Below are 24,915 nucleotides of genomic sequence, written 5' to 3' on the forward strand. Positions count from 1 at the left end.
TGAAATTCGTGGCAAACAGACACAGATTTTAAATCATTTTAATTGTAATATCCCGATAGCTATCGGGAGTGGCAAATACTTTTTATTTTTTTTCTAAAAACGTATTAATTCCGCTTTCGTCCATTTGAACAACTCTCCATTCTTCGAGAATCTTTGCACCTGAATTCTCATAGAATTTAACTGCCGGAGTATTCCAATCCAGAACATTCCAGTCTATTCTTCTAACGTTGTCTCTTTTTCCTTGTTTCATAATCTCAGAATAAAGTGCAGATCCTAATCCGGTACCGCGCATTTTTTCTTTAACTACTAAATCTTCAAGGTGTATTGTTTTTCCTTTCCAGGTAGAATAGCGGTAATAATATACAGCCATTCCAACGATTTCTTTTTCTTGTTTATCGTTTTCAATTTCTGCTACAAAAACATGAAACAATGGTTTTTCGCCAAAACCGTCGCGAACTAAATCTTCCTCAGTTATAACAACTGCATCAGGTTCTTTTTCGAATATTGCCAGCTCCTGTATTAATCCTAAAACCGATTTCATGTCTTCGGGATTTCCTTTTCTAATATTCATATTGTTGCAATTTATTTTATAGGTCCTATATAGTATTGCTTTTTTGTTTTTAAGACGTTTGTTTGCGCAAACGAATCCTTTAGAGCAATTTCATATATTCTTATTATTAATCAGTTATAAGCTAAAAAAGCGTGTTTTTTGTGTGTACTTTTTGACTTTATTTAGCAAATATACAATAGTAGCAAACTAACAAAATAATTTTTAAATCATTCTCACAAAATAAACGATATTTGTGACTTAAAAATAAATCTACAACGATATAGTAATGGAAGAACGCAATAAAACACTGGGAGAGTTTATTATTGAGAACCAAAAAGCATTTCAGTATTCGTCGGGAGAGCTTTCCCGAATTATCAACTCTATACGTTTGGCGGCAAAAGTCGTAAACTATAAAGTAAACAAAGCTGGTTTAGTTGACATCATTGGCGCCGCAGGCGAGCAAAATGTTCAAGGAGAAGATCAGCAAAAATTAGATGTGTATGCAAACGAAGTATTTATCCAGACGTTAATAAACCGTGAGATTGTCTGTGGAATTGCTTCAGAAGAAAACGACGATTTTATTACTGTTCAGGGGAGCGACAACAGTCATAATAATAAGTACGTGATCTTAATGGATCCGCTTGACGGATCTTCAAACATTGATGTAAATGTTTCTGTGGGAACTATTTTTTCAGTTTTCAGAAGAATTACACCAATTGGAACTCCGGTAACAAGCGAGGATTTTTTACAACCAGGAGTTAATCAGGTAGCAGCAGGATATGTAATTTATGGAACTTCGACAATGTTGGTTTACACCACAGGTCATGGCGTAAATGGATTTACATTAAACCCGGCTATCGGAACATTTTATTTATCACATCCGAATATGAAATTTCCGAAAGACGGAAATATATATTCAGTGAATGAAGGAAATTATGTTCACTTTCCGCAAGGAGTAAAAAACTACATTAAATATTGTCAGCGCGAAGAAGAAGACAGACCTTATACTTCAAGATATATAGGAAGTTTGGTTTCTGATTTTCATCGAAATATGATCAAAGGCGGAATTTATTTATACCCAACAAGTTCAAAAGCACCAAAAGGGAAATTACGTTTATTATATGAATGTAATCCGATGGCGTTTATTGCGGAACAAGCGGGAGGAAAAGCGACAGATGGTTTTGGAAGAATTATGGAAATCCTGCCTACTGAATTGCATCAAAGAGTTCCGTTTTTCTGCGGAAGTTATAATATGGTAGAAAAAGCCGAAGAATTTATGGCAGAAGCTGAGTAGTTTTTAATCTTAGTTTTCAGTCTTAGTTTTTAGTTACAGTTCAAACCCGACAGGTTTTTAAAACCTGTCGGGTTTATTTCTTAACCACGTTTTAGTTTTAATAAGAAACAAAAAAAACCGGCAGATTTTAAAAATCAGCCGGTTTTTTAATTTTTATATTAAGTTTAAAGTTTCAGTTCAAAACTGAAAACATATACTATTTATGCATGTGTTGCATTTCATAAACAAAAGTATCACCGTCTACTTTTTTGTCGACTAATGATAATGCTTTTGCAATGATATAATTTACGTTACTTGGAGTAAATCCTAAAGCAATACCTAATTTTCTTAACATTACTTCTTGTTGGTCTTCAAGATGGTGATCAACATGCACCATTCGGGTTAAATCATATAAACGCTCTAAACGCTGTACATGCAAATAAGGAGGGTTGATAGGATATTTTAAAGGGTCGTTAAGAATTTCTTCGTATTCAGTTTCTGAAATTTCTAAACGTGCAGCTAATTTGTCCAAGAATTTTTTTTCTTCAGGATGTACTATTCCATCTGCTAATGCTACACGAACAATAGCTGAAAAGTGACCTTTGTTTCTTTGTTTGAATTCGCTATCAAATAAATCTGAAAATGACATAATTATGGTTTTTTTTATCCAACAAAGATAAATCTTATTTTAATTTAACATTTTAAATTTCTCATAAAATTTAACTTATTTTTATTCGTTGTTTAAATAGTGGACTTTATTAATTTTTCAAAATAAATCGTAAGTTTACAACCCCTAATCAATTAATATTATTGCCCCTATGTCAGATTTTTGGATTTATTTTCAAATAGGATTGAAGCATGTTCTGGATATTCACGCTTACGATCACGTTCTTTTTTTAATAGCATTAACAGTTCCTTATTTATTTAAGGATTGGAAACGTATTTTGCTTTTGGTCTCTGTTTTTACAGTGGGTCACACCTTAGCCTTATTGCTTTCTGTTTATGGGATTGTTGCCATAAAAGTAAATATTGTAGAGTTTTTAATTCCGATTACGATTTTAGTAACAGCCTTTTTTCATCTTCTTACAGCGGGGAAAACCTCGAAGAATGATGGTGTGAATCTGATCTTTTTTGTAACCTTGTTTTTCGGGATTATACACGGACTTGGATTCTCAAATTATTTTAAGACTATTTTGGGAGGGTCACCAAGCTCAAAATTACTACCTTTAGGAGAATTTGCACTAGGTATCGAAGCTGCGCAATTAGTTGTAGTTTTTGTGGTCTTAGTTATATCATATATTGTACAAACGATCTTTCGTTTTTCAAAACGCGACTGGGCGCTTGTAATGTCGGCTTTTATCATTGGAGTTGTGATTCCGATGATTATTGAAAGCCCAATTTGGAACAGATAAATTAAATGAAGCTAAAGAAATTAAATAAATACGATAAAGCGTATTTGCGTATTGCAAAAGAGTGGGGTTTACTCTCGTATTGCAAGCGAAAACAAGTTGGAGCAATTATCGTAAAAGATAGAATGATTATTTCTGATGGATATAACGGCACACCATCCGGATTTGAAAATTGCTGTGAAGACGAAGACGGATTAACGCGTTGGGATGTTTTGCATGCTGAAGCAAATGCGATTTTAAAGGTTGCCCGATCAACTCAGTCCTGCGAAGGAGCAACGTTATATATTACGCTTTCGCCTTGCAAGGAATGCAGTAAATTGATTCATCAATCCGGAATAAAAAGAGTGGTATATCATAACGGATATCGTGATGATTCCGGGATTCAGTTTTTATTAAAAGCCGGTGTTGAGGTTGAACATATTCCTGTTTTAGAAGAGTAGATGAAATTTAATTCAAAATATTTGCCAATCGTTATCGGAGCTACTTTTGCTCTCGGAACCGTACTCGGAAGCAGAATGAATGCGCCCGTTGATGATCAGTTATTGGCTAAGAATTACTCTAAAACCAAGCTGAATAAACTGATTGATTTTATCAATAACGAATATGTTGATAGCATCAATACAGATTCTATTGTAAACTTAACAGTAGATAATATCCTTTCAAAATTAGATCCGCATTCCGTTTATATTCCGCCAACGGAACAAGCTGAAGTTGCCGAAAGTATGAAAGGTGATTTCGTAGGTATCGGAATCAATTTTTATATGTATAAAGATTCTGTTGCAATTATAAAACCTATCGAAAACGGGCCTTCGGCAAAAGCTGGAATCAAATCTGGAGATAGAATTTTATTTGCCGGAAAAACGAAGTTATTTGGAAGAAGTTTGCCATCTGATAGTTTGTTTTCGAAACTAAAAGGAAAACAAGGAAGCGAAATCGAATTGACCGTTTTTAGAAAATCAGAACAAAAGAAACTTAAGTTTAAAGTAAAAAGAGATATTATTCCGATAAAAAGTGTTGATGCTTCTTTAATGCTTGGGAATAACATTGGTTACATCAAAATCAATCGTTTTGCAGAAACTACTTTTAATGAGTTTAAAGCAGGTTTAAATAGATTGAAACAAAATGGAATCGAATCCTTAGTAATAGATCTTCGTGATAATGGAGGAGGATATATGGAAGAAGCTATTGCTGTTGCTGATGAATTTTTGAAAGACAAACAGCTAATTGTATTTACCAAAAATAAAAACGGTACAACCGAAAAAACATACGCTACAAAAGCGGGTAGTTTTGAAACGGGTAAAGTATATATTTTAATCAATGAAAATAGTGCATCTGCCAGCGAAATTTTAGCAGGAGCCCTTCAGGATAATGATCGTGGAATTATTGTGGGACGTCGTTCTTTTGGAAAAGGATTGGTGCAGCGCGAAATGGATTTTAACGACGGATCTGCAGTAAGACTAACCGTAGCGCGTTATTATACGCCAACGGGAAGATCGATCCAGAAACCATACAAAAAAGGAAACGAAGAATATTTTAAAGAATCAGAATCTCGAGTGAAATCGGGGGAACTTTATGCAAAAGACAGTATTAAGGTTGCAGATTCTCTAAAATTTAAAACTCCAAAAGGTAAAATTGTTTATGGCGGCGGCGGAATCGTTCCGGATGTTTTTGTGCCAATGGAAGCAGAACACGGAAATGAAAATGTTGCCTATTTACTTCAAACAGGGATTGTTGGTCATTTTGTTTTTGAAGAATTAGATAAAAACCGTAATGCTTTTTCAGGACTTCGTTTTAATGAGTTTTTAAATAAGATGAAAACTTCTGATGTGTATTTTAAAAAGTTTAAAGCCTATGTTTTAATAACAGGTTTAGATTTAAAATTAGATAAAACAAAAGCGTTGGTAAACCGTTATATTACTGCAGAGTTTGCTCGACAATTGTATGGCGAATTGTATTATTATGATGTGATTTTGAAAGAAGACGCCATGATCAAAGCAGTTTTGAATCCGAAAAAGTAATTTTTAATTTCTTTTAATATGAAAACAGAAGCCATTGTGAATGCTGAGATTGAACTTTTAACAGCTATTAAAAAAGCTGACGTTTCTGCTTTAGACAAAATACTTCATGATGATTTACTCTTCAATTTACCGGATGGTCAAACCATCACGAAAGAGTTTGATTTGAATGTTTATCGTTCCGGAAAAATGAAAATTGATACATTTGAAGCTTCAGATCAAATTATTAATATTATTGATGATACCGCTGTGGTTGCAGTGACTGTTTTGCTAAAAGGAAATTACGATCACAATCCGTTAGACGGAGTATTTAAATACATTAGAGTTTGGAAACAATTCGGCGAAAGCCTGAAAGTAATTGCTGGAAGCTGTGTTGAATTGAAATAGAATTAATAAAAACTTACAATACAACTTAGCGTCCCGATAGCTATCGGGATCGCGGTTAATAAAATAAAATATGAAAAATCTAAAAAGAATAAGTTTCTTAGCGATGCTAATGGCTTTTGTAATTTCTTGTGCGACTATGAAAAGCAATAGTAATAATGCAGTTACAGGTAAAGTAGATTCAATCGAATCAGGAAAAGACGGTTATACAGCTAAAATCTCTACTGATGCTAAGGAAGTGTATTTTGCAACAATCAGCATTGTAAATCTTGGCGGACCGCAAAATTACAAACAATTAAAAATTGGTGACGTAGTCTCATTAAAAGGAGAAATCTGGAAAACCGATGACGAAAAACACATCAGAGTAACGGAGATTGTTTCGATTAAATAGAAACTAAACCTATTTTTTTGAACCATTAAGATATTAAGTTTATTAAGCTTTGCGGCTAAATTCTCTTAATATCTTAATGGTTTAATCTTTTATAAAAGTTTATGTTTTTGAATTTTTAGTATTAAGTTATTAAAGCGTCAAAGCTTAATAAACTTAATATCTTAATGGTAAAAATGAAAATATGGTAAAATAAAAATTTAATGTTTTTAAATTTTATCGGATGCTATCGTGAACATGGGTCTGAATGCCATTATTCCATAAAGTTAGAATATCTGTAGCAACAGCAGCGCCGCTTCCGGCAGCAATTGCCAATTGACTTCTCCAGCCTGCCAAAGTTCCAATAACATAAATGCCATCGGCTACCTTGTGATCGTCGTTTTTAAGCTGAATACGTTGTTTTTCGGGAAGTGCTTTTTTATGAGGTTCAATATATTGCATTAAACCTTCAATATCAAATGTATTGGCAGAACCAATCCCAACAACGATATTTTTGGTTTTATAGGAGTCTTTATTGGTAGTTACAGTAAATTCAGGATAAGAACCTTCAACTTTAACTACTTTTTCGTTTGGTATTTGTGTGATGTGCGGATAGCTTTCGGCTAAATGTTCAGTGCTTTCATCCAGTAATTCTGAACCCAATTTGCCCGGAGTTATGCCGTAAGCATTGTAGAAAATTGCCTCTTGTAAAGAAGAACTTTTTTGATGTGTAAAAACTCCGATTTTTTTATCGGTAACAAAAGCTTTGTTTTTGGCAGATCCTAAAACTAGGGCACAAGACATGCCCGAAACACCTCCGCCAATAATTAAAACGTCATACATAAGTATTATCGTCCGTTTGTTTTTTCTTCAATTCTTTTTGAAATTCTAAAAATCAAAAGAATTAATACGGCACAAAATGAAGCTGCAATTCCAATAAAAGCAACTACACTATCCCCCTGAAAAGGATTTTTGAAGTCTAGCAACGTAATATTAAAAACAATTAAAGCTAATGCTAGAAGCACTAAGATGGAAGTAAAAATTTTCATAATGGTTGTTTGTTTGCCTAAAAGAATAAAGTAAAACTCTAGACTTAAAAATGTCTTAAAGTTATATTTTAGAAATTTTATGGGGTAAATTTATAAAAATAATTGTTAGACGAACAAACCTTTAACATTAGCAGCGAATAATTTAACAGCAATTGCTAAAAGTATAACTCCAAATGTCTTGCGAACCACGCCAAGTCCGTTTTCTCCTAACAAAGTTTCGATCTTTTTAGAAGATTTTAAAACGATATAAACCAGGATGATATTCAATAAAATAGCAATAATGATATTAATAGTGTGAAATTGAGATCGAAGAGATAATAAAGTGGTCATAGTTCCTGCTCCGGCAATTAGCGGAAAAGCCAGTGGAACAATAGAAGCAGATCCCGGTTCTTCGTCACGATAGATTCTGATTCCTAAAATCATTTCTAAAGCCAGAAAGAATAACACAAAAGAACCCGCAACGGCAAATGAATGAACATCGATACCTATAAGATTCAATAAACCTTCTCCAACAAAAAGAAAAACGATCATAATAAGACCTGCAACAATCGAAGCTTTCTCAGATTCGATATGTCCAACTTTTGCTCTTAAATTTACAATAATCGGAATAGATCCTACAATGTCAATTACAGCAAAAAGAACCATTCCAACGGTGATAATTTCTTTAAAGTCAATTTCTAGCATATTGCTTTGATTTTTAGGAGTTAAAATTTTTGCAAAAATAGATAATAAAGATAGGTGTTTTTTGGGTACGATGCATTATTGTTATAAAAACACGTTTTGTGGTTTAAAAAAGTGATATTTGTAACAATTCATAGCTTTACCACGGAGATTCACAAAGATTTTCACAGAGTTTCGTAAAGTTAATTTTTAGATTTTATTAGTCTTGTGAGTTTTACCACAGAGATACACAAAGTTTTTAATAAGCTTTGCGAAAGTTAAATTTTAAAGCTTTGTGAACTTAAAAAAAAACATCCAATGGAGTTAACCCTGCGTATCTCTGCGAAAAAACTTTGCGTATCTCTGCGGTAAAATCTGCCCAAACTGCGTAGTAAAATTTAATCTCATATCATCTGCTTTCTTTGCCTATCTTTGCACTTTATAAATTACAGTATTTTAATATCATGTTTCAATTAGGTAAAACCATTATTTCAGAGGATATTCTTGAAAAAGAATTTGTGTGCAACTTATCAGCTTGTAAAGGAGCTTGCTGTGTTGATGGAGATGCCGGTGCGCCTTTGAGCGAAGCAGAAACGAAAATTCTGGAAGAAATTTACCCTAAAGTAAAACCATTTTTACGTAAAGAAGGTATTGCTGCAATCGAAGCGCAAGGAACGTGGGTAAAAGGAACCGATGGCGATCTTGAAACGCCACTAATCGATGATAAAGATTGTGCTTATGTTATTTTTGACGGTAAAACTGCACTTTGCGGAATCGAGCAAGCTTATAACCAAGGAATCGTAGATTGGAAAAAACCGGTTTCTTGTCATTTATATCCAATCCGTGTAAAAGACTTTACAGAATTTGCTGCGGTTAATTACGATAAATGGGATATTTGTGATGATGCTTGTTCTTTAGGTAAAGAATTAGAAGTTCCGGTGTATAAATTTGTCAAAGAAGCACTAATTCGCCGCTTTGGTCAGGACTGGTATTTGGAGCTTGAAAAAGTAGCCGAAGAACTTAAAAAATCTTAAAAATTCGGTAGCCATTACCATTGCTGAGAAGTGCTCTGTTTTTGATCAAAAAAATCAAAAAGCCGCTTCGAAAAAACTTTTAAAAACAATTAAAAATTTCTTGCTTTTTATTCTAAAAAGTCTATATTTTACAGCCCCTTAAGGTGTAAATGACAATATTAAATTACTCATTTACAACAATTTAATTATTGTCTGAAAAATATCTCATTTTTGGCGCGTTGTTAAAAACTACGCCCGATTGTGAATAAGTTTGACTTTTATTTTTGGCTACAAATGATAATCTTTGTAGTCTATTGAATGAGCAAAAATTCAGTACAAAAATTAAATAAAAATTACATGTCACAAGTCGAGCCAATATTACAAGAAAATAAAAATCGTTTCGTTATTTTTCCAATTAAACATCATGATATTTGGGAATGGTACAAAAAGATGGAAGCTAGTTTTTGGACTGCTGAAGAAATTGACTTGCATCAGGATTTGACAGACTGGAATAATAAGTTAAGTGACGACGAAAGATATTTCATTAAACACATTTTAGCATTCTTTGCAGCTTCTGACGGAATTGTAAATGAAAACCTTGCGGAGAACTTTGTAAACGAAGTTCAATATGCTGAAGCGAAGTTTTTCTATGGTTTCCAGATCATGATGGAAAACATTCATAGTGAAACATATTCTTTATTAATTGACACTTACGTGAAAGATGAAGCGGAAAAAGCAGAGTTATTTAATGCTCTAGAAGTTTTTCCTGCAATTAAGAAAAAAGCAGACTGGGCTTTAAAGTGGATTGAATCTGATTCATTCGCCGAAAGACTAATTGCTTTTGCAGCAGTTGAAGGAATTTTCTTTTCAGGTGCTTTCTGTTCTATTTATTGGTTGAAAAAACGTGGATTAATGCCAGGTTTAACTTTCTCTAACGAATTGATTTCTCGTGACGAAGGTGTACACTGTGATTTTGCAGTGCACTTACACAATCATCACCTGATCAATAAAGTTCCAAAAGACAGAATTAAGGAAATTATTGTTGATGCTTTAGATATCGAAAGAGAATTTGTTACAGAATCACTTCCGGTAAGTTTAATAGGTATGAACGCTGTTTTAATGACGCAATATTTAGAATTTGTTGCGGATAGATTATTAGTAGAATTAGGTTGTGAGCGTGTGTATGGATCAGCGAATCCGTTTGATTTCATGGACATGATCTCTCTTCAGGGAAAAACTAATTTCTTTGAAAAACGTGTTGCGGAGTATCAAAAATCAGGTGTGATGAACACAGATAGTGATGCTCAGAAAATTTCATTTGATGCAGATTTTTAGACAACAAAAAAACTTTTAGCGCGATCTAAGAAACGCTAAAAAAAAGAATAATAGTAGAGTTTTTTAAGATTGAATCTTCATCCCAAATCGTCGATTCAATAACAATTTTTAATGTATTTAAATTCATTTTTCGAATTTGAATCGGGTAACTATTGAGAATCCTACAATTCTCAAAAAATAATTTAAAAACACGCAATGTTTAAGATCTGGAATTCGTTATTCCAGTGTCTTTCATTTTTTCAATAACTAAATTAGTAAGCTTATGTATGTAGTAAAAAGAGATGGCCACAAAGAGCCCGTAATGTTTGATAAGATTACAGAAAGAATCAAAAAATTGTGTTACGGCTTAAATGAGCTTGTAGATCCGGTCAAGGTAGCGATGAGAGTTATCGAAGGATTGTATGATGGGGTTTCAACTTCTGAACTAGATAATCTTGCGGCAGAAACGGCGGCTTCTATGACAATTGCGCATCCAGATTATGCACAATTAGCAGCACGTGTGGCAATTTCAAACCTACATTCAAATACAAAAAAATCGTTCTCAGAAACGATGAAAGATATGTATCATTACGTTAATCCAAGAAATGGTCAGGAAGCACCATTACTTTCGGATGAAGTATTTAATGTAATTCAGGAAAACTCTGCTTTCTTGGATTCTCATATCATATATACAAGAGATTTCAATTACGATTACTTTGGTTTCAAAACCTTAGAACGTTCGTATTTATTGAAAATCAACGGAAAAATCGTCGAAAGGCCACAACACATGTTGATGCGTGTCTCTGTTGGTATTCACTTAGATGATTTAAAATCTGTAATTGAAACTTACGACTTAATGTCTAAAAAGTTCTTTACGCATGCAACGCCAACGTTGTTCAATGCTGGAACTCCAAAACCACAAATGTCTTCTTGTTTCCTTTTGGCAATGCAGGATGATAGTATTGATGGTATTTATGATACTTTAAAACAAACGGCTAAAATCTCGCAATCAGCAGGAGGAATAGGTCTTTCTATTCATAACGTTCGTGCAACAGGATCTTATATTCGTGGTACAAACGGAACTTCAAACGGAATTGTACCAATGTTGAGAGTTTTCAACGATACGGCTCGTTACGTAGATCAAGGTGGTGGAAAACGTAAAGGAAGTTTTGCGATTTATATCGAAACATGGCATGCTGATATCTTTGATTTCTTGGATTTAAAGAAAAATACAGGAAAAGAAGAAATGCGTGCAAGGGATTTGTTCTTCGCGATGTGGACTTCAGATTTATTTATGAAACGTGTGCAGGAAGATGCGTCATGGACCTTAATGTGTCCTAACGAATGTCCAGGATTATACGATGTTTATGGAGAAGAATTCGAAACCATGTATTTGGATTATGAATTTAGAGGAAAAGGTAGAAAAACCATTCGTGCACGTGAATTATGGGAGAAAATCCTTGAATCACAAATCGAAACAGGAACGCCTTATATGTTGTACAAAGATGCAGCAAACCGTAAATCGAACCACAAGAATTTAGGAACTATCCGTTCATCAAACTTGTGTACAGAAATTATGGAGTTTACTTCTAAAGATGAAATCGCGGTTTGTAATTTAGCTTCTATTTCGTTACCAATGTTTATTGAAAACGGAAAATTCGATCACGAAGCACTTTACAACGTTACAAAACGTGTAACTCGTAACCTGAACAAAGTAATCGACAGAAATTACTATCCGGTAAAAGAAGCTGAAAATTCTAACTTACGTCACCGTCCGGTAGGATTAGGTGTTCAGGGTCTAGCAGATGCTTTTATCATGTTGCGTATGCCGTTTACTAGTGATGAGGCAAAAGTATTAAATCAGGAAATTTTCGAAACATTATACTTCGCAGCTGTAACCGCTTCAATGGAAATGGCAATAGAAGAAGGTCCATATTCTACATTTGCAGGATCTCCAATGTCTCAAGGAGAATTCCAATACAATATGTGGGGAATGAAAGATGAAGAATTATCTGGTCGTTGGGACTGGGCTTCACTAAGAAAAGAAGTAATGGAACACGGAGTTCGTAACTCATTATTGGTTGCGCCAATGCCAACTGCTTCGACTTCGCAAATTTTAGGAAACAACGAAGCTTTCGAACCATATACATCTAACATCTACACACGTCGTGTATTGTCTGGAGAATTCATCGTAGTAAACAAACATTTACTTGAAGACTTGGTAAAACTAGGTTTATGGAACGAAGATTTGAAACAAGAAATCATGCGTCATAACGGATCTGTTCAAAACATTGATATTATCCCGCAAGACCTTAAAGACCTTTATAAAACGGTTTGGGAAATGTCGATGAAAGATATTATTGATATGTCTCGTCAAAGAGGTTATTTTATTGACCAATCGCAATCGTTGAACTTGTTCATGCAAGATGCAAACTATTCTAAACTAACGTCAATGCATTTCTACGCTTGGCAATCAGGTTTAAAAACAGGAATGTATTACCTAAGAACAAAATCTGCAGTTGATGCGATTAAATTCACCTTAAACAACGATAAAAAAGAAGAAGATGCTCCTGCAGTTTTAGTGCCGGAAACAGAATCTATCAGCGTTGAGGATTACAAAGCGATGTTGCTAAAAGCACAAGCCGGAGATCCTGAAGACTGTGAAATGTGTGGGTCTTAATTTTTTTCTTTAGAAGAAAGATAATAGAGTAAAGAAGAAAGATTTTTATTCTTGTGTTTATAGAAAAGCAGTTATTGTAATGATAGCTGCTTTTTTTTTTTTGGAGCTATTTCCCGCTTTTCGTTGCAATCTTTTTTATTTTTAAAGAAAAAATAAAAAAGGATTTTCACTTCAATCGGGGCTATTTAATTACTGGAACTTTATAAATAGCGTTCCGCAGGAACAAATTATATTGTAGGGATGGATTTTAATCCATTCTATGTGATTACAATTACCAATCTTAGTAATTGTAATATTGAGAAGAAAACATCGTTTTAATGTTACCAAAGACCTTTTCAAATCTCAGCACCTTAGTATCTAAGAAACTTAGTGCCTTCTCTTTAAACCTTTGAGAGAAAGTCAAGTCTTATTGTAATAATTTCTGAATTATGAAAAAAAGCAATGTTTGGTCGTTACGATTGGGGTTTTCCGGAAAAAAATCCAATACAATTGAAAAACTAGGATTAGAAAAATTTCTAAAGTATTCCTATAAATCTACATTTGACAAACAACTTCCTGCTTTTTTAGAAGACGATCCCAAAACACTTCTTGAACTCAAAGCTTTCCGCGAATCTATAAAAACTGCTGACTCTGAAGCTAAAAAGAAGATTCTGAAAAAAGAAATCTATTCGGCTCTTGACTTTAGAAAGTGGTGGATAGATAAAATACGGAATGATGAATTTCCATTACGTGAAAATATGGTTTGTTTCTGGCACAATCATTTCGTTTCGACTTCTCAAAAAGTAAAAGTCAACTATTGGATTTACCAGCACAATATGATTTTGCGTGAAAATGCTTTTGGTAATTTCAAGGAATTAACCAAGCAAATCATAAAGTCAAATGCGATGATAAAGTATTTGGACAATGTCGACAATAAAAAAGGCAAATACAACGAAAATCTAAGCCGTGAATTATTAGAATTGTTCACAATCGGGATTGGGAATTATTCTGAAAGTGATATCAAAAACGGCGCAAGAGCTCTGGCTGGTTTAAATTATGGAGATGATGGTGCGGTTTATAGAAAAAATATAGAAGATAATAGCGATAAAACTTATTTCGGAAAAACCGGAAACTGGAAAGTAGATGATTTGGTTGATATTATTTTCGAACAAAAGAAAATTCCGTATTTGATTACCCGCAAGATTCTAAAATGGTTTATTTATGATAATCCGTCAGAAGAATTGGTGACGTATTACGGGGATTATTTCAGAAAAGTAAAATTTGAAATCGAGCCGTTGCTAACAAAGATTTTTACAGAAGAATATGCCAAAGAGAATTTTGGAACAAAAATTAAAGATCCGCTTGTTTATATTTTGCAATTAGTAGAAGAATTAGAAATCAAAGATTTTGATAGTGGTTTAATTGTTTTGTTTTTGAGACAGCAGGGAATGGATTTGTACAATCAGGTAAATGTAAAAGGTTGGGATGGCGGAAATTCCTGGTTGACTTCGCAGATATATTTGCAGCGCAATAATACCTCAGATTTACTTTGCAGTGGAAGAACTATTACCAGAAAAATTCTTAATTCATTAGGTAATAGTGATGAAAAACCGAAAGCAGAATTCGAAAAAATTGATGTGAAAATCGATTTTGATTCTAATGGAAATAACAAAACCATTATTACAGAATTATCGAATAGACTATTGTTTAAAGTAAATGAATCTGTTCAAAAAGATATGGAAAATTTACTAAAATATGATTTTGATCCAAAAGAGGAACACGCCAACTTCGCGGTAATAAGACTCTTTAATTACATTACGAAACTACCCGAATATCAATTAATTTAGAAAACTACAGCCATGAACAGAAGGAATTTTCTAACGCTTACAGGAACTTTTACGGGTGGAATGCTTGTGCTTCCTGATTTTTTACATGCTTTTGGTTCGCAGAATAATTTGATAATCGGTGAGCAATGTATTGTTTTTGTACAGTTAAATGGTGGAAACGACGGATTGAATACATTTATTCCGTACGATAATCCGCTCTATTATGATTTGAGAACAAAAATTGCTTTAAATAAAGATGTGGTTGTTGGAAAAAATAACGGAATGGCGTTTCATCCTTCTTTAAAAGATTTTGCCCAAATGCAACAAAACGGTGATTTAACAGTAATTCAGAATGTGGGTTATCCGGAACCTATTCGTTCACATTTTCGCAGTCAGGAAATCTGGCAAACAGCAACAGATTCTAATAAATATATAAATGAAGGCTGGTTAGGAAGATATTTAGACTTACAATGTAACGGACATCAGGCAACGGCGGGAATAAATCTGGATTCTATTGATAATCTGGCTTTGAAAGGAATGGAGCCGAATTCTATTACGGTAAAAGATCCGAATCGATTTAAGGTAAAATCAGACAAAGAAGAAAACGTAACATTATCAGATAATCCACAATTAGATTTTGTTCGGAAAATTGCCAATTCAGTTACCGAGGGTTCGGATGAAATTCAGAAAGCATTGGCAAAGTCCAAAACAGAAATTAGTTATCCTAAAACGGACTTATCAAAAAATCTGGAATGGATTGGAAGATTAATCAAAGGAAATTTGAACTCAAAAGTATATTATACTTCACTTGGAGGATTTGATACACATGACAATCAACTTGCCATTCACGAAAAAAAATTAACAGATTTAAATGACGCATTGTACAGTTTTTATCAGGATTTAAAACAAGCACAATTACTTCAAAATGTTACAGTTGTTGTATTCTCAGAATTTGGGCGACGAGTAAAAGACAATGGAAACGGTACAGATCACGGAACCGCAGCGCCAATGTTTATTATTGGAGGAAATAATAAAGGAACAATTTTAGGAAATAACCCAAATTTATCCGACTTAGATAATGGAGATTTAAAATATGAAATTGATTTCAGGAGTGTGTATGCTTCTTTGTTACAGCAAAAAATGAATTTTGATTATTCTAAAATTGGAATTAAGAATAAACCTGTTTCTGGGTTGTTTAGTTAAATACAAAATCAAGATTTTGTTTGAGTTGCCTCCTGCTTTAGCTGGAGGTTTTAATAGAGATAGGAAAAATAGGCTTTAGCCAAAATACTTGAGAAATTTTGGCTAAAGCCTAAAAGATGTAAAATCTCTCTAACCTCCAGCTAAAGCAGGAGGCAATTCAGAATATATCTCATGTATTTATTTTTACTAAATTTGTATATTCAATTCTAATAATAAAAATATGGAAATCAAAAATTTATCTAAATATAGTGATGCAGAAAAAATTGTTTTGGCTGAACAACTATGGGATAGTGTTTCTAAAGAGAATTTAGAAGTTTCTGATGATGTGAAGAGGGAATTAGATATTCGTATTCAAAATTTAGAAGAGGGGAAAACTGAGTTATATACTTGGGATGAGGTTAAGGCTCATTTAAGATCGATTAGATAATGCATAGAATTAGGTTTATTAAAGAAGCGTTATTTGATGTTGAAGATGTTGTTATTTGGTATGAAGAACAAAGAATAGGGCTTTCGTATGATTTTGAACTTTGTCTGGAAGCGGGACTTAATGAAATCTCAAGAAACCCGAATGCTTTTCAAAAGAAATATAAAAATGTAAAAATTAGATTTATTTCAAGATTCCCTTATGGGATTCATTATCGATTTGAGAAAGATGAAATTATTGTTATAGGTGTATTTCATACCTCGCGTTCTCCTAAAAACTGGTCGAAGAGGTTAAAGTTATAGATGAAATCTTAGTAACTTAGAACCTCAGAATCTTAGCAGCTCACTAAAAACCAATTGTAAATATCTCGTTTTAAGTCAATATTTTTATATTATCATACAAAACCTGCTAAATTTGTTAAGAAATCCTTTTTTGTTTCATAAAATGCAATATTTTTTTTGGTGCACTGAAATTAATTTATACATTCGCAGAGAATTTATTGAAAAACACAAACAAAATGTCTAATAACCGTTTTTATTTTAGCAACTCTTTTTATTTCTTCTTTAGTAGAAGTGAGGATTGTGCTATGGTTATTTGAGAAAATTTAAAAGACAAATAAAACTAATATACAATCCTGATGCAAATCAGGATTTTTTTTTGAATATATGACAACTAAAATTGCAATACAAGGTATAAAAGGTTCTTTTCATCATCAGGTAGTGAAAGAGTATTTCGCTGAAAACGTGGAAATTGATGAATGTTTATCTTTTGAAGAATTAATTGACAGCTTGCTTTCCGGAAAATCAGACCAGGCAGTTATGGCAATTGAAAATTCGATTGCAGGGCCAATTATTCCGAATTATGCTTTGATTGATAAGAATAATTTACACATTATTGGAGAGCATTATTTAAGCATTCACCAAAATTTAATGGCTTTAAAAGGTCAGAAAATTGAAGATATAAAAGAAGTTCATTCGCACCCAATGGCAATTTTACAATGTATGGATTTCTTGAAACAATATCCAAACATCAAATTGGTTGAAGATAAAGATACAGCTGAAACAGCAAGAAGAATTCAGGAAAAACAACTAACCGGAATTGCAGCAATTGCAAGTAAAACGGCTTCTGAAATGTATGATCTTGAAATTATCGCTCCGGAAATTCAAACGATCAAAAACAACATGACTCGTTTTGTGATTATCAAAAAACAGAATTCATTTTTGCCTGAAGACGAAATCAACAGAGCCTCAATCAAATTTGAATTAGATCATAAAAGAGGAAGCTTAGCAGCAGTTTTGAATGTAATGAGTGATTGCAAACTGAATTTAACGAAAATTCAATCGCTTCCAAAAATTGAAACACCTTGGAAATATTCGTTTTTCGTAGATGTAACATTTGAAAAATACGAAGATTTTGCAAAAGCCAAAACGTTATTAAATATAATGGCAGAATATTTTAAAGTGCTGGGAGAATATAAAAACACTAAGCCTTACATAGGTTAGAAGTTAGAAGTTAGAAAGTCAAAAGTAAAAAGAGCCTAAAGTATACAGCTTAAAGCCTAAAGCAGAAAAAAAATGATTACAACAGCAAAAAGATTAGATACAGTTGAAGAATACTACTTCTCATCAAAATTGAGAGAAGTAAGGCAACTAATGTCTGAGGGAAAACCGATCATTAGTATGGGAATTGGAAGCCCTGATTTGAGTCCGTCTAAAGCAGTAATTGAAGCGGTTGCCGCAGCAATTCAAGATGAAAACGGGCATGGTTATCAGAGTTATCAGGGATTGCCGGAATTGAGAAAGGGAATGGCAGATTTTTATCAGAATCAATTTGGTGTTGAATTAAATCCGAATAATGAGATTTTGCCTTTGATGGGTTCGAAAGAAGGAATTATGCATATTTCGTTAGCATTTTTAAATGAGGGCGATCACGTTTTAATTCCGAATCCGGGTTATCCAACATATACTTCGGTAACTAATTTAGTTGGAGCGGTTCCGGTTTATTATGATTTGAAAGAAGCGAATGCTTGGGAACCGGATTTTGAAGCTTTAGAAAAATTAGATCTTTCGAAAGTAAAAATTATGTGGCTGGGTTATCCACACATGCCAACAGGAGCGAGAGGAAGTTTAGCGTTATTTGAAAAATTGGTTGCCTTTGCTAAAAAACACAATATATTATTGATTAACGATAATCCGTATAGTTTTGTTTTGAATGATAATCCGATGAGTTTATTGCAAGTTGAAGGTGCAAAAGAGGTGGCTTTAGAATTAAATTCATTAAGCAAAACGTTCAATATGGCGGGCTGGAGAGTTGGAATGGTTTTAGGAAATCCTGAAATTATTGATGCAATCCTAAAAGTAAAAAGTAACATGGACAGCGGTATGTTTTACGGAATCCAAAAAGGTGCAGTTGCAGCTTTAAACTGTGATGAATCCTGGTTCGAAGATCAGAACAAAATTTACAGACGCCGCAGAGAATTAACAGAAAAACTAGCAGAGAAATTAGGCTGCAAAGTTTATAAAGAAGGAGTTGGGCTTTTTGTTTGGGCAAAACTTCCGGAAGGAATCGAATCATCAGAAAAGTTCATTGACGAAATATTATACGAGAAACATATTTTTATCACACCAGGAACAATCTTCGGAAGTAATGGTGAAGGATATATCAGATTCTCGTTGTGTGTGAAAGAAGAAAAAGTACAAGAAGCGATTGATAGGTTTTAAGTATTAAGATTTTAGAAGTAAGAAGCAAGATGTTAGACTTTAGATTGTCTGGTGACAGAAAGATTAAATTGAAAATCAGAGGTCTTGAAAAAACGTGAAGCCCTAGCCCTGATAGAAGTGGAAATCCTTTTTTGAGGTTTTTACCGAAAAAAAGATTGAAACGGATAGCAGAAAATTGCTTCAAATAAAAATAAATATGAAAGTATACGTAATAGGAATAGGGTTAATAGGAGGATCGATGGTGCTGGACATTAAAGATCAACATCCAAATGCGACTATTTTTGGAATAGATAATAACGAGAAACACTTGCAGGAAGCAATTGATTTGAGTGTTATCGATCAGGCAGGAAGTTTTGAAGGTTTGGCTGAAGCCGATTTTGTAATTGTTTCAGTTCCTGTAGATGTTGCATTGACGGTTTTGCCTAAAGTGCTGGATTTGGTTGGAGATAAAACGATTGTTTTTGAGGTTGGATCGACTAAAAAACCAATTTGTGATGCTGTGGCGAACCACCCGAAAAGAAGAAATTTTATTGCAACGCACCCAATTGCGGGAACGGAGTTTTCAGGACCTTCGGCAGCGATAAAAGGTTTGTTTAAAGGGAAAACGAACATTATTTGCGAAGTGGAAAAAACCACTTTTAAATTGCAGGAAAAGGCGTTAAAGCTTTTTAGCGAAATAGGAATGAGGATTCGATACATGGACCCAATTTCGCACGACAAACACATTGCTTACGTTTCGCATTTGTCGCACATTAGTTCGTTCATGCTTGGTAAAACGGTGATGAATAAAGAAAAAGACGAACAGGATATTTTTGATATGGCGGGAAGTGGATTTGAAAGCACCGTTCGTCTGGCAAAAAGTTCTCCCGCAATGTGGACACCGATTTTTAAGCAAAACAAGGAGCACGTTCTGGAAACACTAGAAGCTTACATTTCAAATTTGAGTCGGTTTAGGGATTTGTTAAAAGAAGAAGATTACAACGCCATTTTTGAGGAAATGGAAAGCACAAATAAGATCAAAGAGATATTAAACGGATTAACTATTAAAAAATAAAAATAAAACTAAAAATTAAGATGGAAAATAAGAAAGAAATGAGAAAGTGGTTAGAAGATTTCAATTTAAATCACCCACTTGTGATAGCTGGACCATGTAGTGCAGAAACAGAAGATCAAGTATTGAGAATTGCTCACGAATTGAAAGATTCAAAAGTTAGTGTGTTCAGAGCAGGAATCTGGAAACCAAGAACGCGTCCGGGAGGATTTGAAGGTGTTGGAGAAATTGGTTTAAAATGGTTACAAAAAGCAAAAGCTGAAACTGGTTTATTGATGGGAACTGAAGTTGCAACTGCAGCTCACTGTAAACTAGCTTTAGAACATGATATCGACGTTTTATGGGTTGGTGCTCGTACAACAGCAAACCCTTTCGCCGTTCAGGAAATTGCTGATACTTTGAAAGGAACTGATAAAATCGTTTTGGTTAAAAACCCTGTAAACCCGGATTTAGCTTTATGGTTAGGTGGTGTTGAGCGTTTACACATGGCTGGAATCGAGAAATTAGGTGTTATTCACAGAGGTTTCTCTACTTACGAAAAAACAAAATACAGAAACATTCCAGAATGGCAAATTGCTATCGAATTGCAAAATAAATTCCCTGATTTACCATTAATCATCGATCCATCTCACATTACAGGAGATCGTAAAATGATTTTTGAAGTAACTCAAGAGGCTTTAGATTTGAATTACGATGGTATGATTATCGAAACGCACTACGATCCGGACAACGCTTGGTCTGATGCTGCGCAACAAGTTACTCCAGATGCTTTGAAACAAATCATTAAAGATTTGACTATCAGAAAAACGGATGATACTACAGATGAGTACAGCCAAAAAATGAAAAAACTAAGAGCTAACATCGACGTTCTTGATGCTAACTTATTAGAGTTGTTAGGAAAACGTATGAAAGTTGCTGACGAAATTGGTCAGGTGAAAAAAGATGCAAACGTAGCGATTCTTCAAAACAATCGTTGGAATGAAATCTTAGGGAAAATGATTTTGGAAGGTGAGAAAAAAGGTCTTACTGAAGAGTTTGTTTTGAGAATGTTCAAAGCTATTCACCAGGAAAGTATTGGTCACCAGGAAAAAGTATTCAATGCATAATTGATTATTAAAATTTATAAGTGCTATAAGTTAATTTAAGTTTTTGCAAATTTTGCTCTTTTATTTTCTTATATCACAATATTAAAAATAGATTGTTTTTTTTAAAATCCCCATCGCTTTGAAAGAAGTGATGGGGATTTTTTGTTTTTAAATTATATAGCCCGCGGTTTTGATCGAGGGGACACAATCAATAATCATAATCTTTATCGCCACGATTGAAACCGTGGGCTATGTTTAAAATTATTCATTTATCTTTGCAAAGATTTAGAGCTTAAATCTAAACTCTAAAATCAGCAATTTAAAATTAAATAATGACAGGACTCGTATATAAATCTACAGGAAGTTGGTACACCGTAAAATCTCAAAGTGGTGATTTTATAGAATGCCGTATGAAAGGGAAGTTTAGGATGAAAGGTATAAAAAGTACTAATCCTATTGCTGTAGGCGATATTGTAGATTATGAACTCGAAGAAACTTCGGATGCCGTAACAGGAACGATTTTTAATATTCACGAAAGAAAGAATTACATCGTTCGTAAATCGGTTAATTTATCGCATCAGATGCATATTATTGCGTCTAATATTGATCGTGTTTTTTTATTAATCACAATTAATAATCCTCCAACAACCTTCAATTTTATAGATCGTTTTTTGGTAACTGCCGAAGCTTATAATATTGAAACTATTTTGGTTTTTAATAAAATTGATACTTTTGATGAACCTACGCTTGAAGACCAATTGTATATGCAATATGTTTATCAGCAAATAGGTTATAAATGTCTTCGAGTTTCTTCAACCGAAATGAAAGGAATCGAAGAATTAAAAGAAATGATGATTGGCAAAGTAAGTATGTTTTCTGGCCATTCAGGTGTTGGGAAATCTACTTTGGTAAATGCTATGGAACCTACCTTGCATCTTAAAACCAAAAATATTTCTGAAGCCAGTAAACAAGGTCAGCATACGACGACTTTTGCAGAAATGTATGACTTGTCTTTTGATGCAAAAATCATAGATACTCCCGGAATTAAAGGTTTTGGAATTGTAGATATGGAACCATCTGAAATTAGCGGATATTTTCCTGAGTTCTTTAAACTAAAAGATCAATGTAAGTTCAATAATTGCTTGCATAAAGAAGAACCACATTGTGCTATTAAGGCAGCTTTAGAAAAAGACGAGATCGCTTGGTCGCGTTACAATAGTTACTTGAAGATTCTGGAGGGTGATGATGAAAATTATCGTACAGATTCTTACGATGAAGATCGAAAAGCTAGTGACGAACTAAGAAAATAGTCGTTTACATCTCATAAACAGTATTTTACACTTTATATAGGTCGTTTTACCATTAAAATTATTTATAAGTAAATTTTATAGATTCCAGTTTCCAATCAAAAAAATAATATTAAACAATAGTTTATTGTAGAGATGCACTGCAGTGCATCTTTTTGTTATAATTGAAAATTTAAAAAAATGAGAATAGTTCTTCAAAGAGTTTCTTCAGCATCAGTAACGGTTGAAAATAATAAAACAGCAGATATTCAAAAGGGATTATTAGTTTTAGTTGGAATTGAAGAGGCCGACACTCAGGAAGATATTGATTGGCTTGTTGGGAAAATTATTAAAATGAGAATTTTTGGTGACGAAAATGATGTCATGAACTGCTCGGTTCAGGATATTGATGGCGATATTATAGTCGTAAGCCAATTTACACTTCACGCTTCTACCAAAAAAGGCAATCGTCCTTCGTATATAAAAGCAGCAAAACCTGACTTTGCAATTCCTATGTACGAGAATTTTGTGAAAGCATTAGAAAAAGATTTCAATAAAAAAGTTCAAACCGGAATTTTTGGTGCCAATATGAAGGTAAGTCTCTTAAATGACGGGCCTGTAACAATTATAATGGACAGTAAAAACAGAGAGTAAAATTTTACAAACAAATGTTAAGGATTTCTAAAAATAATATATATTTGGCGAAATTACTTACTAATGAGAAACCCTTTTTTTGCGTTACTTTTTTTCTTTGTTACTCTTCTTTCGTCAGCTCAAAAAAGCGAATATGCAATAACTACAATTGCTGATAGTCTTAAAGAAAATGCCAATGCTGTTGTACGTTTAAATCAGATTGATATTACTATTGCTTCGCAAAGAAGTATGATTGTTAAAACACAACGTGTTGTAACGGTTTTTAATGAAAAAGGTTCTCATGAAATTGATGCTGCTGAAGGATATAGTAAAAATTCATCAGTTAAGAGTATTGAAGCAATTGTTTATGATGCTTTTGGGAATGAATTAAAAAAAATCAAAAGAAAAGATTTTAAAGATGTGAGTGCGGTTGATGAAGGAGTACTTATTTCTGATAATAGATATCTTTATTTAGAATATACTCCAATTTCATATCCTTACACTGTGGTTTTTAACAGTGAAACAGAAACTTCTACTACTGCATTCATCCCAAGTTGGATGCCAATAAGCGGGTATTATACAAGTGTTGAAAAAAATGTACTAAATGTTAATTATCCTGCTAATTTAGGTTTTAGAAAGAAAGAATATCATTTTTCGAATTTTAATATTAAAAAAATATTAGATAGTGATACGCAGCTTAATTATGTTGCGTCTAATATTGTCGCTCAGAAATCTGAGGAGTATAGTCCTGCTTTTAGTGATTTATATCCGAAGGTGCTTATGGGATTAGAGTTTTTTAATTTGGAAGGAGTAGATGGAAATGCTAAAACTTGGAAAGAATATGGTAAATGGTGGGCAGATAAAATATTAGTAGGAACTGATGAGATTTCGGAAGAGACAAAATCTAAGATGAGGGCTTTGGTAAGTACCGAACAAGATCCTATAAAAAAAGCAAAGTTAATTTATGATTACTTGCAGAAAAAGGCAAGATATGTTGCAATTGCAGAAGGAATTGGAGGATGGAAGCCAATGTTGGCGGGTGATGTTGATAGACTAGGATACGGTGATTGTAAAGCTTTAACAAATTATACAAAAGCCTTATTGAAATCTGTAGGTGTTGAATCATATTATACAAAATTGTATGGAGATAATTATAAAAGAGATATTCAATCAGATTTTGTATCACAACAAGGGAATCATATTATTTTAGCAATTCCAACAGGAAAAAGTTATACTTGGTTAGAATGTACGAGCCAGAATGATCCTTTTGGCTATCAAGGGACTTTCACTGATGACAGGGATGTTCTGGTAATTAAACCGGAAGGAGGGGAAATCGTTAGAACAAAACTGTACGAAGATGTGGGTAATGCACAAAAAGACAAAGGAACTTATACTATAGATGAAAATGGTAATTTTTCGGGTTCATTATCAATTGTTTCAGAAGGTTCTCAGTATAGCTCAAAAGCCAGAATAGAAACATTACAGCCAACAGAAAAAGAAGCTCATTATAAAGAATACTGGGATAATATCAATAATTTGAAACTTGGAAAAATAACTTTTACAAACGATAAAGAAAGTATTCGTTTTACCGAAGATGTTCAGTTGAGTGCTATAAATTACGGAGCAATTTCTGCCAATAAAATGATTTTCCCAATTGATGCATTCAATCAAAATAAAGGAAATGTAAAACGCATCAGAAACAGGAAAAATCCATTTCAAATTCAACGTGGTTATTTAGATACTGATGAGATCGAAATTAATCTTCCGGCAGGTTTTACAATTGAATTTTTGCCTTCAAACTTTGAATTAAAAGGAAAATTTGGAGAATACAAAACCGAAATCATTAAAAAAGAAAATAATAAACTGACCTATAAACGCTCGATGTTTTTAAACAAGGGAAAATATTCAAATAAAGAATATGACGAATATCGCCTTTTTATAGAGCAAGTGTCAAGAAACGATAATGCTAAAATAATACTAACCAAGAACTAGCC

General features: G+C 33.3%; 25 protein-coding genes. 20 read left to right on the plus strand and 5 right to left on the minus strand.

Translation table 11 applies throughout. From position 1 onward, the window contains the following. Window positions 1-82: 82 nt before the first annotated feature. Window positions 83-571, minus strand: a complete 489-nt coding sequence (locus LPB88_RS11060; protein WP_230715447.1) for a GNAT family N-acetyltransferase — start codon at window positions 569-571, stop codon at window positions 83-85. Between the two features lie 265 nt (window positions 572-836). Between LPB88_RS11060 and fbp the strand changes: the two genes are divergently transcribed. Beyond that, complete coding sequence (fbp, locus tag LPB88_RS11065) at window positions 837-1,844, plus strand: class 1 fructose-bisphosphatase (protein WP_230715449.1); 1,008 nt, start codon at window positions 837-839, stop codon at window positions 1,842-1,844. Window positions 1,845-2,040: 196 nt separating this feature from the next. On the opposite strand, the gene LPB88_RS11070 is transcribed toward fbp, so the two are convergent. Continuing rightward, entirely contained in the window at window positions 2,041-2,472 is a 432-nt protein-coding gene (locus LPB88_RS11070; RefSeq protein ID WP_132037376.1) for a TerB family tellurite resistance protein, read from the minus strand. 169 nt (window positions 2,473-2,641) lie between these two features. On the opposite strand from LPB88_RS11070, the gene LPB88_RS11075 reads away from it, so the two are divergent. The 5 genes from LPB88_RS11075 to LPB88_RS11095 all read left to right on the plus strand — a co-directional run bounded on the left by LPB88_RS11075 (window position 2,642) and on the right by LPB88_RS11095 (window position 6,022). After that, window positions 2,642-3,235 carry a HupE/UreJ family protein gene (locus LPB88_RS11075; RefSeq protein WP_230715450.1) on the plus strand — a complete coding sequence of 198 codons (594 nt, stop codon included), beginning with the start codon at window positions 2,642-2,644 and terminating at the stop codon, window positions 3,233-3,235. A 5-nt stretch (window positions 3,236-3,240) separates the two neighbouring features. Further along, complete coding sequence (locus LPB88_RS11080; RefSeq protein WP_230715452.1) at window positions 3,241-3,672, plus strand: dCMP deaminase family protein; 432 nt, start codon at window positions 3,241-3,243, stop codon at window positions 3,670-3,672. Then, complete coding sequence (locus LPB88_RS11085) at window positions 3,673-5,250, plus strand: S41 family peptidase (RefSeq protein WP_230715454.1); 1,578 nt, start codon at window positions 3,673-3,675, stop codon at window positions 5,248-5,250. It begins immediately after the preceding gene. 18 nt (window positions 5,251-5,268) lie between these two features. Next, entirely contained in the window at window positions 5,269-5,634 is a 366-nt protein-coding gene (locus LPB88_RS11090) for a nuclear transport factor 2 family protein (protein ID WP_230715456.1), read from the plus strand. Between the two features lie 70 nt (window positions 5,635-5,704). After that, window positions 5,705-6,022, plus strand: a complete 318-nt coding sequence (locus LPB88_RS11095; protein WP_230715458.1) for a hypothetical protein — start codon at window positions 5,705-5,707, stop codon at window positions 6,020-6,022. A 213-nt stretch (window positions 6,023-6,235) separates the two neighbouring features. Here the strand turns inward: LPB88_RS11095 and LPB88_RS11100 are convergent, their stop codons facing one another. The 3 genes from LPB88_RS11100 to LPB88_RS11110 all read right to left on the minus strand — a co-directional run bounded on the left by LPB88_RS11100 (window position 6,236) and on the right by LPB88_RS11110 (window position 7,731). After that, window positions 6,236-6,841 carry an FAD-dependent oxidoreductase gene (locus tag LPB88_RS11100; protein WP_230715459.1) on the minus strand — a complete coding sequence of 202 codons (606 nt, stop codon included), beginning with the start codon at window positions 6,839-6,841 and terminating at the stop codon, window positions 6,236-6,238. A gap of 5 nt (window positions 6,842-6,846) precedes the next feature. After that, the gene (locus LPB88_RS11105) at window positions 6,847-7,047 is read right to left on the minus strand and encodes a hypothetical protein (RefSeq protein WP_017496183.1); all 201 of its coding nucleotides are present in this window, start codon (window positions 7,045-7,047) and stop codon (window positions 6,847-6,849) included. A 105-nt stretch (window positions 7,048-7,152) separates the two neighbouring features. Then, window positions 7,153-7,731 carry a MarC family protein gene (locus LPB88_RS11110; RefSeq protein WP_230715461.1) on the minus strand — a complete coding sequence of 193 codons (579 nt, stop codon included), beginning with the start codon at window positions 7,729-7,731 and terminating at the stop codon, window positions 7,153-7,155. Window positions 7,732-8,171: 440 nt separating this feature from the next. Here LPB88_RS11110 and LPB88_RS11115 point away from each other — a divergent pair, with 440 nt between their 5' ends. The 14 genes from LPB88_RS11115 (at window position 8,172) to LPB88_RS11180 (ending at window position 24,913) form a co-directional block, all read left to right on the plus strand. Then, window positions 8,172-8,741, plus strand: a complete 570-nt coding sequence (locus LPB88_RS11115) for a DUF3109 family protein (protein WP_230715462.1) — start codon at window positions 8,172-8,174, stop codon at window positions 8,739-8,741. A 336-nt stretch (window positions 8,742-9,077) separates the two neighbouring features. Further along, window positions 9,078-10,055, plus strand: coding sequence for a ribonucleotide-diphosphate reductase subunit beta (locus LPB88_RS11120; RefSeq protein ID WP_089353179.1), 978 nt, complete (start codon window positions 9,078-9,080; stop codon window positions 10,053-10,055). A 262-nt stretch (window positions 10,056-10,317) separates the two neighbouring features. After that, window positions 10,318-12,714, plus strand: a complete 2,397-nt coding sequence (locus LPB88_RS11125; protein WP_230715469.1) for a ribonucleoside-diphosphate reductase subunit alpha — start codon at window positions 10,318-10,320, stop codon at window positions 12,712-12,714. A gap of 428 nt (window positions 12,715-13,142) precedes the next feature. After that, a complete protein-coding gene (locus tag LPB88_RS11130) occupies window positions 13,143-14,540 on the plus strand; it encodes a DUF1800 domain-containing protein (RefSeq protein ID WP_230715471.1) in 1,398 nt (465 codons plus the stop codon). Window positions 14,541-14,552: 12 nt separating this feature from the next. Next, window positions 14,553-15,722 carry a DUF1501 domain-containing protein gene (locus LPB88_RS11135; RefSeq protein WP_230715473.1) on the plus strand — a complete coding sequence of 390 codons (1,170 nt, stop codon included), beginning with the start codon at window positions 14,553-14,555 and terminating at the stop codon, window positions 15,720-15,722. Between the two features lie 220 nt (window positions 15,723-15,942). Then, on the plus strand, window positions 15,943-16,149 hold the full coding sequence (locus LPB88_RS11140; RefSeq protein ID WP_230715475.1) for an addiction module protein: 207 nt from the start codon (window positions 15,943-15,945) through the stop codon (window positions 16,147-16,149). Then, entirely contained in the window at window positions 16,149-16,448 is a 300-nt protein-coding gene (locus LPB88_RS11145) for a type II toxin-antitoxin system RelE/ParE family toxin (RefSeq protein ID WP_230715478.1), read from the plus strand. Before LPB88_RS11140 ends, LPB88_RS11145 begins: the two co-directional genes overlap by 1 nt. 363 nt (window positions 16,449-16,811) lie before the next feature. After that, window positions 16,812-17,648, plus strand: a complete 837-nt coding sequence (locus tag LPB88_RS11150; RefSeq protein ID WP_230715479.1) for a prephenate dehydratase — start codon at window positions 16,812-16,814, stop codon at window positions 17,646-17,648. A 72-nt stretch (window positions 17,649-17,720) separates the two neighbouring features. Further along, complete coding sequence (locus LPB88_RS11155; protein ID WP_230715481.1) at window positions 17,721-18,866, plus strand: pyridoxal phosphate-dependent aminotransferase; 1,146 nt, start codon at window positions 17,721-17,723, stop codon at window positions 18,864-18,866. 196 nt (window positions 18,867-19,062) lie between these two features. Beyond that, a complete protein-coding gene (locus LPB88_RS11160; RefSeq protein WP_230715482.1) occupies window positions 19,063-19,920 on the plus strand; it encodes a prephenate dehydrogenase in 858 nt (285 codons plus the stop codon). A gap of 20 nt (window positions 19,921-19,940) precedes the next feature. Next, complete coding sequence (locus tag LPB88_RS11165) at window positions 19,941-21,023, plus strand: bifunctional 3-deoxy-7-phosphoheptulonate synthase/chorismate mutase type II (RefSeq protein ID WP_230715483.1); 1,083 nt, start codon at window positions 19,941-19,943, stop codon at window positions 21,021-21,023. Between the two features lie 311 nt (window positions 21,024-21,334). Then, the gene (rsgA, locus tag LPB88_RS11170; protein ID WP_230715484.1) at window positions 21,335-22,312 is read left to right on the plus strand and encodes a ribosome small subunit-dependent GTPase A; all 978 of its coding nucleotides are present in this window, start codon (window positions 21,335-21,337) and stop codon (window positions 22,310-22,312) included. Between the two features lie 177 nt (window positions 22,313-22,489). Continuing rightward, window positions 22,490-22,942 (plus strand): D-aminoacyl-tRNA deacylase, encoded by a 453-nt coding sequence (gene dtd / locus LPB88_RS11175; RefSeq protein ID WP_230715485.1) that lies wholly within the window; start codon window positions 22,490-22,492, stop codon window positions 22,940-22,942. A 63-nt stretch (window positions 22,943-23,005) separates the two neighbouring features. After that, window positions 23,006-24,913 (plus strand): DUF3857 domain-containing protein, encoded by a 1,908-nt coding sequence (locus LPB88_RS11180; protein WP_230715486.1) that lies wholly within the window; start codon window positions 23,006-23,008, stop codon window positions 24,911-24,913. The last annotated feature ends 2 nt before the right edge of the window (window positions 24,914-24,915 follow it).

The sequence above is a fragment of the Flavobacterium sp. JAS genome, from assembly GCF_020991455.1.
GTDB lineage: Bacteria > Bacteroidota > Bacteroidia > Flavobacteriales > Flavobacteriaceae > Flavobacterium.

Excerpts from the sequence above, each read along its gene's own strand:
- LPB88_RS11165 (WP_230715483.1), top strand. The coding sequence starts at position 19,941 with ATGGAAAATAAGAAAGAAATGAGAAAGTGGTTAGAAGATTTCAATTTA.
- LPB88_RS11115 (WP_230715462.1), top strand. The coding sequence starts at position 8,172 with ATGTTTCAATTAGGTAAAACCATTATTTCAGAGGATATTCTTGAAAAA.
- LPB88_RS11105 (WP_017496183.1), bottom strand. The coding sequence starts at position 7,047 with ATGAAAATTTTTACTTCCATCTTAGTGCTTCTAGCATTAGCTTTAATT.
- LPB88_RS11120 (WP_089353179.1), top strand. The coding sequence starts at position 9,078 with ATGTCACAAGTCGAGCCAATATTACAAGAAAATAAAAATCGTTTCGTT.
- LPB88_RS11180 (WP_230715486.1), top strand. The coding sequence starts at position 23,006 with ATGAGAAACCCTTTTTTTGCGTTACTTTTTTTCTTTGTTACTCTTCTT.
- LPB88_RS11135 (WP_230715473.1), top strand. The coding sequence starts at position 14,553 with ATGAACAGAAGGAATTTTCTAACGCTTACAGGAACTTTTACGGGTGGA.
- LPB88_RS11160 (WP_230715482.1), top strand. The coding sequence starts at position 19,063 with ATGAAAGTATACGTAATAGGAATAGGGTTAATAGGAGGATCGATGGTG.
- dtd (WP_230715485.1), top strand. The coding sequence starts at position 22,490 with ATGAGAATAGTTCTTCAAAGAGTTTCTTCAGCATCAGTAACGGTTGAA.
- LPB88_RS11140 (WP_230715475.1), top strand. The coding sequence starts at position 15,943 with ATGGAAATCAAAAATTTATCTAAATATAGTGATGCAGAAAAAATTGTT.
- LPB88_RS11150 (WP_230715479.1), top strand. The coding sequence starts at position 16,812 with ATGACAACTAAAATTGCAATACAAGGTATAAAAGGTTCTTTTCATCAT.
- LPB88_RS11100 (WP_230715459.1), bottom strand. The coding sequence starts at position 6,841 with ATGTATGACGTTTTAATTATTGGCGGAGGTGTTTCGGGCATGTCTTGT.
- rsgA (WP_230715484.1), top strand. The coding sequence starts at position 21,335 with ATGACAGGACTCGTATATAAATCTACAGGAAGTTGGTACACCGTAAAA.
- LPB88_RS11070 (WP_132037376.1), bottom strand. The coding sequence starts at position 2,472 with ATGTCATTTTCAGATTTATTTGATAGCGAATTCAAACAAAGAAACAAA.
- LPB88_RS11110 (WP_230715461.1), bottom strand. The coding sequence starts at position 7,731 with ATGCTAGAAATTGACTTTAAAGAAATTATCACCGTTGGAATGGTTCTT.
- LPB88_RS11125 (WP_230715469.1), top strand. The coding sequence starts at position 10,318 with ATGTATGTAGTAAAAAGAGATGGCCACAAAGAGCCCGTAATGTTTGAT.
- LPB88_RS11060 (WP_230715447.1), bottom strand. The coding sequence starts at position 571 with ATGAATATTAGAAAAGGAAATCCCGAAGACATGAAATCGGTTTTAGGA.
- LPB88_RS11075 (WP_230715450.1), top strand. The coding sequence starts at position 2,642 with ATGTCAGATTTTTGGATTTATTTTCAAATAGGATTGAAGCATGTTCTG.
- LPB88_RS11095 (WP_230715458.1), top strand. The coding sequence starts at position 5,705 with ATGAAAAATCTAAAAAGAATAAGTTTCTTAGCGATGCTAATGGCTTTT.
- LPB88_RS11130 (WP_230715471.1), top strand. The coding sequence starts at position 13,143 with ATGAAAAAAAGCAATGTTTGGTCGTTACGATTGGGGTTTTCCGGAAAA.
- LPB88_RS11155 (WP_230715481.1), top strand. The coding sequence starts at position 17,721 with ATGATTACAACAGCAAAAAGATTAGATACAGTTGAAGAATACTACTTC.
- LPB88_RS11145 (WP_230715478.1), top strand. The coding sequence starts at position 16,149 with ATGCATAGAATTAGGTTTATTAAAGAAGCGTTATTTGATGTTGAAGAT.
- LPB88_RS11090 (WP_230715456.1), top strand. The coding sequence starts at position 5,269 with ATGAAAACAGAAGCCATTGTGAATGCTGAGATTGAACTTTTAACAGCT.
- fbp (WP_230715449.1), top strand. The coding sequence starts at position 837 with ATGGAAGAACGCAATAAAACACTGGGAGAGTTTATTATTGAGAACCAA.
- LPB88_RS11085 (WP_230715454.1), top strand. The coding sequence starts at position 3,673 with ATGAAATTTAATTCAAAATATTTGCCAATCGTTATCGGAGCTACTTTT.
- LPB88_RS11080 (WP_230715452.1), top strand. The coding sequence starts at position 3,241 with ATGAAGCTAAAGAAATTAAATAAATACGATAAAGCGTATTTGCGTATT.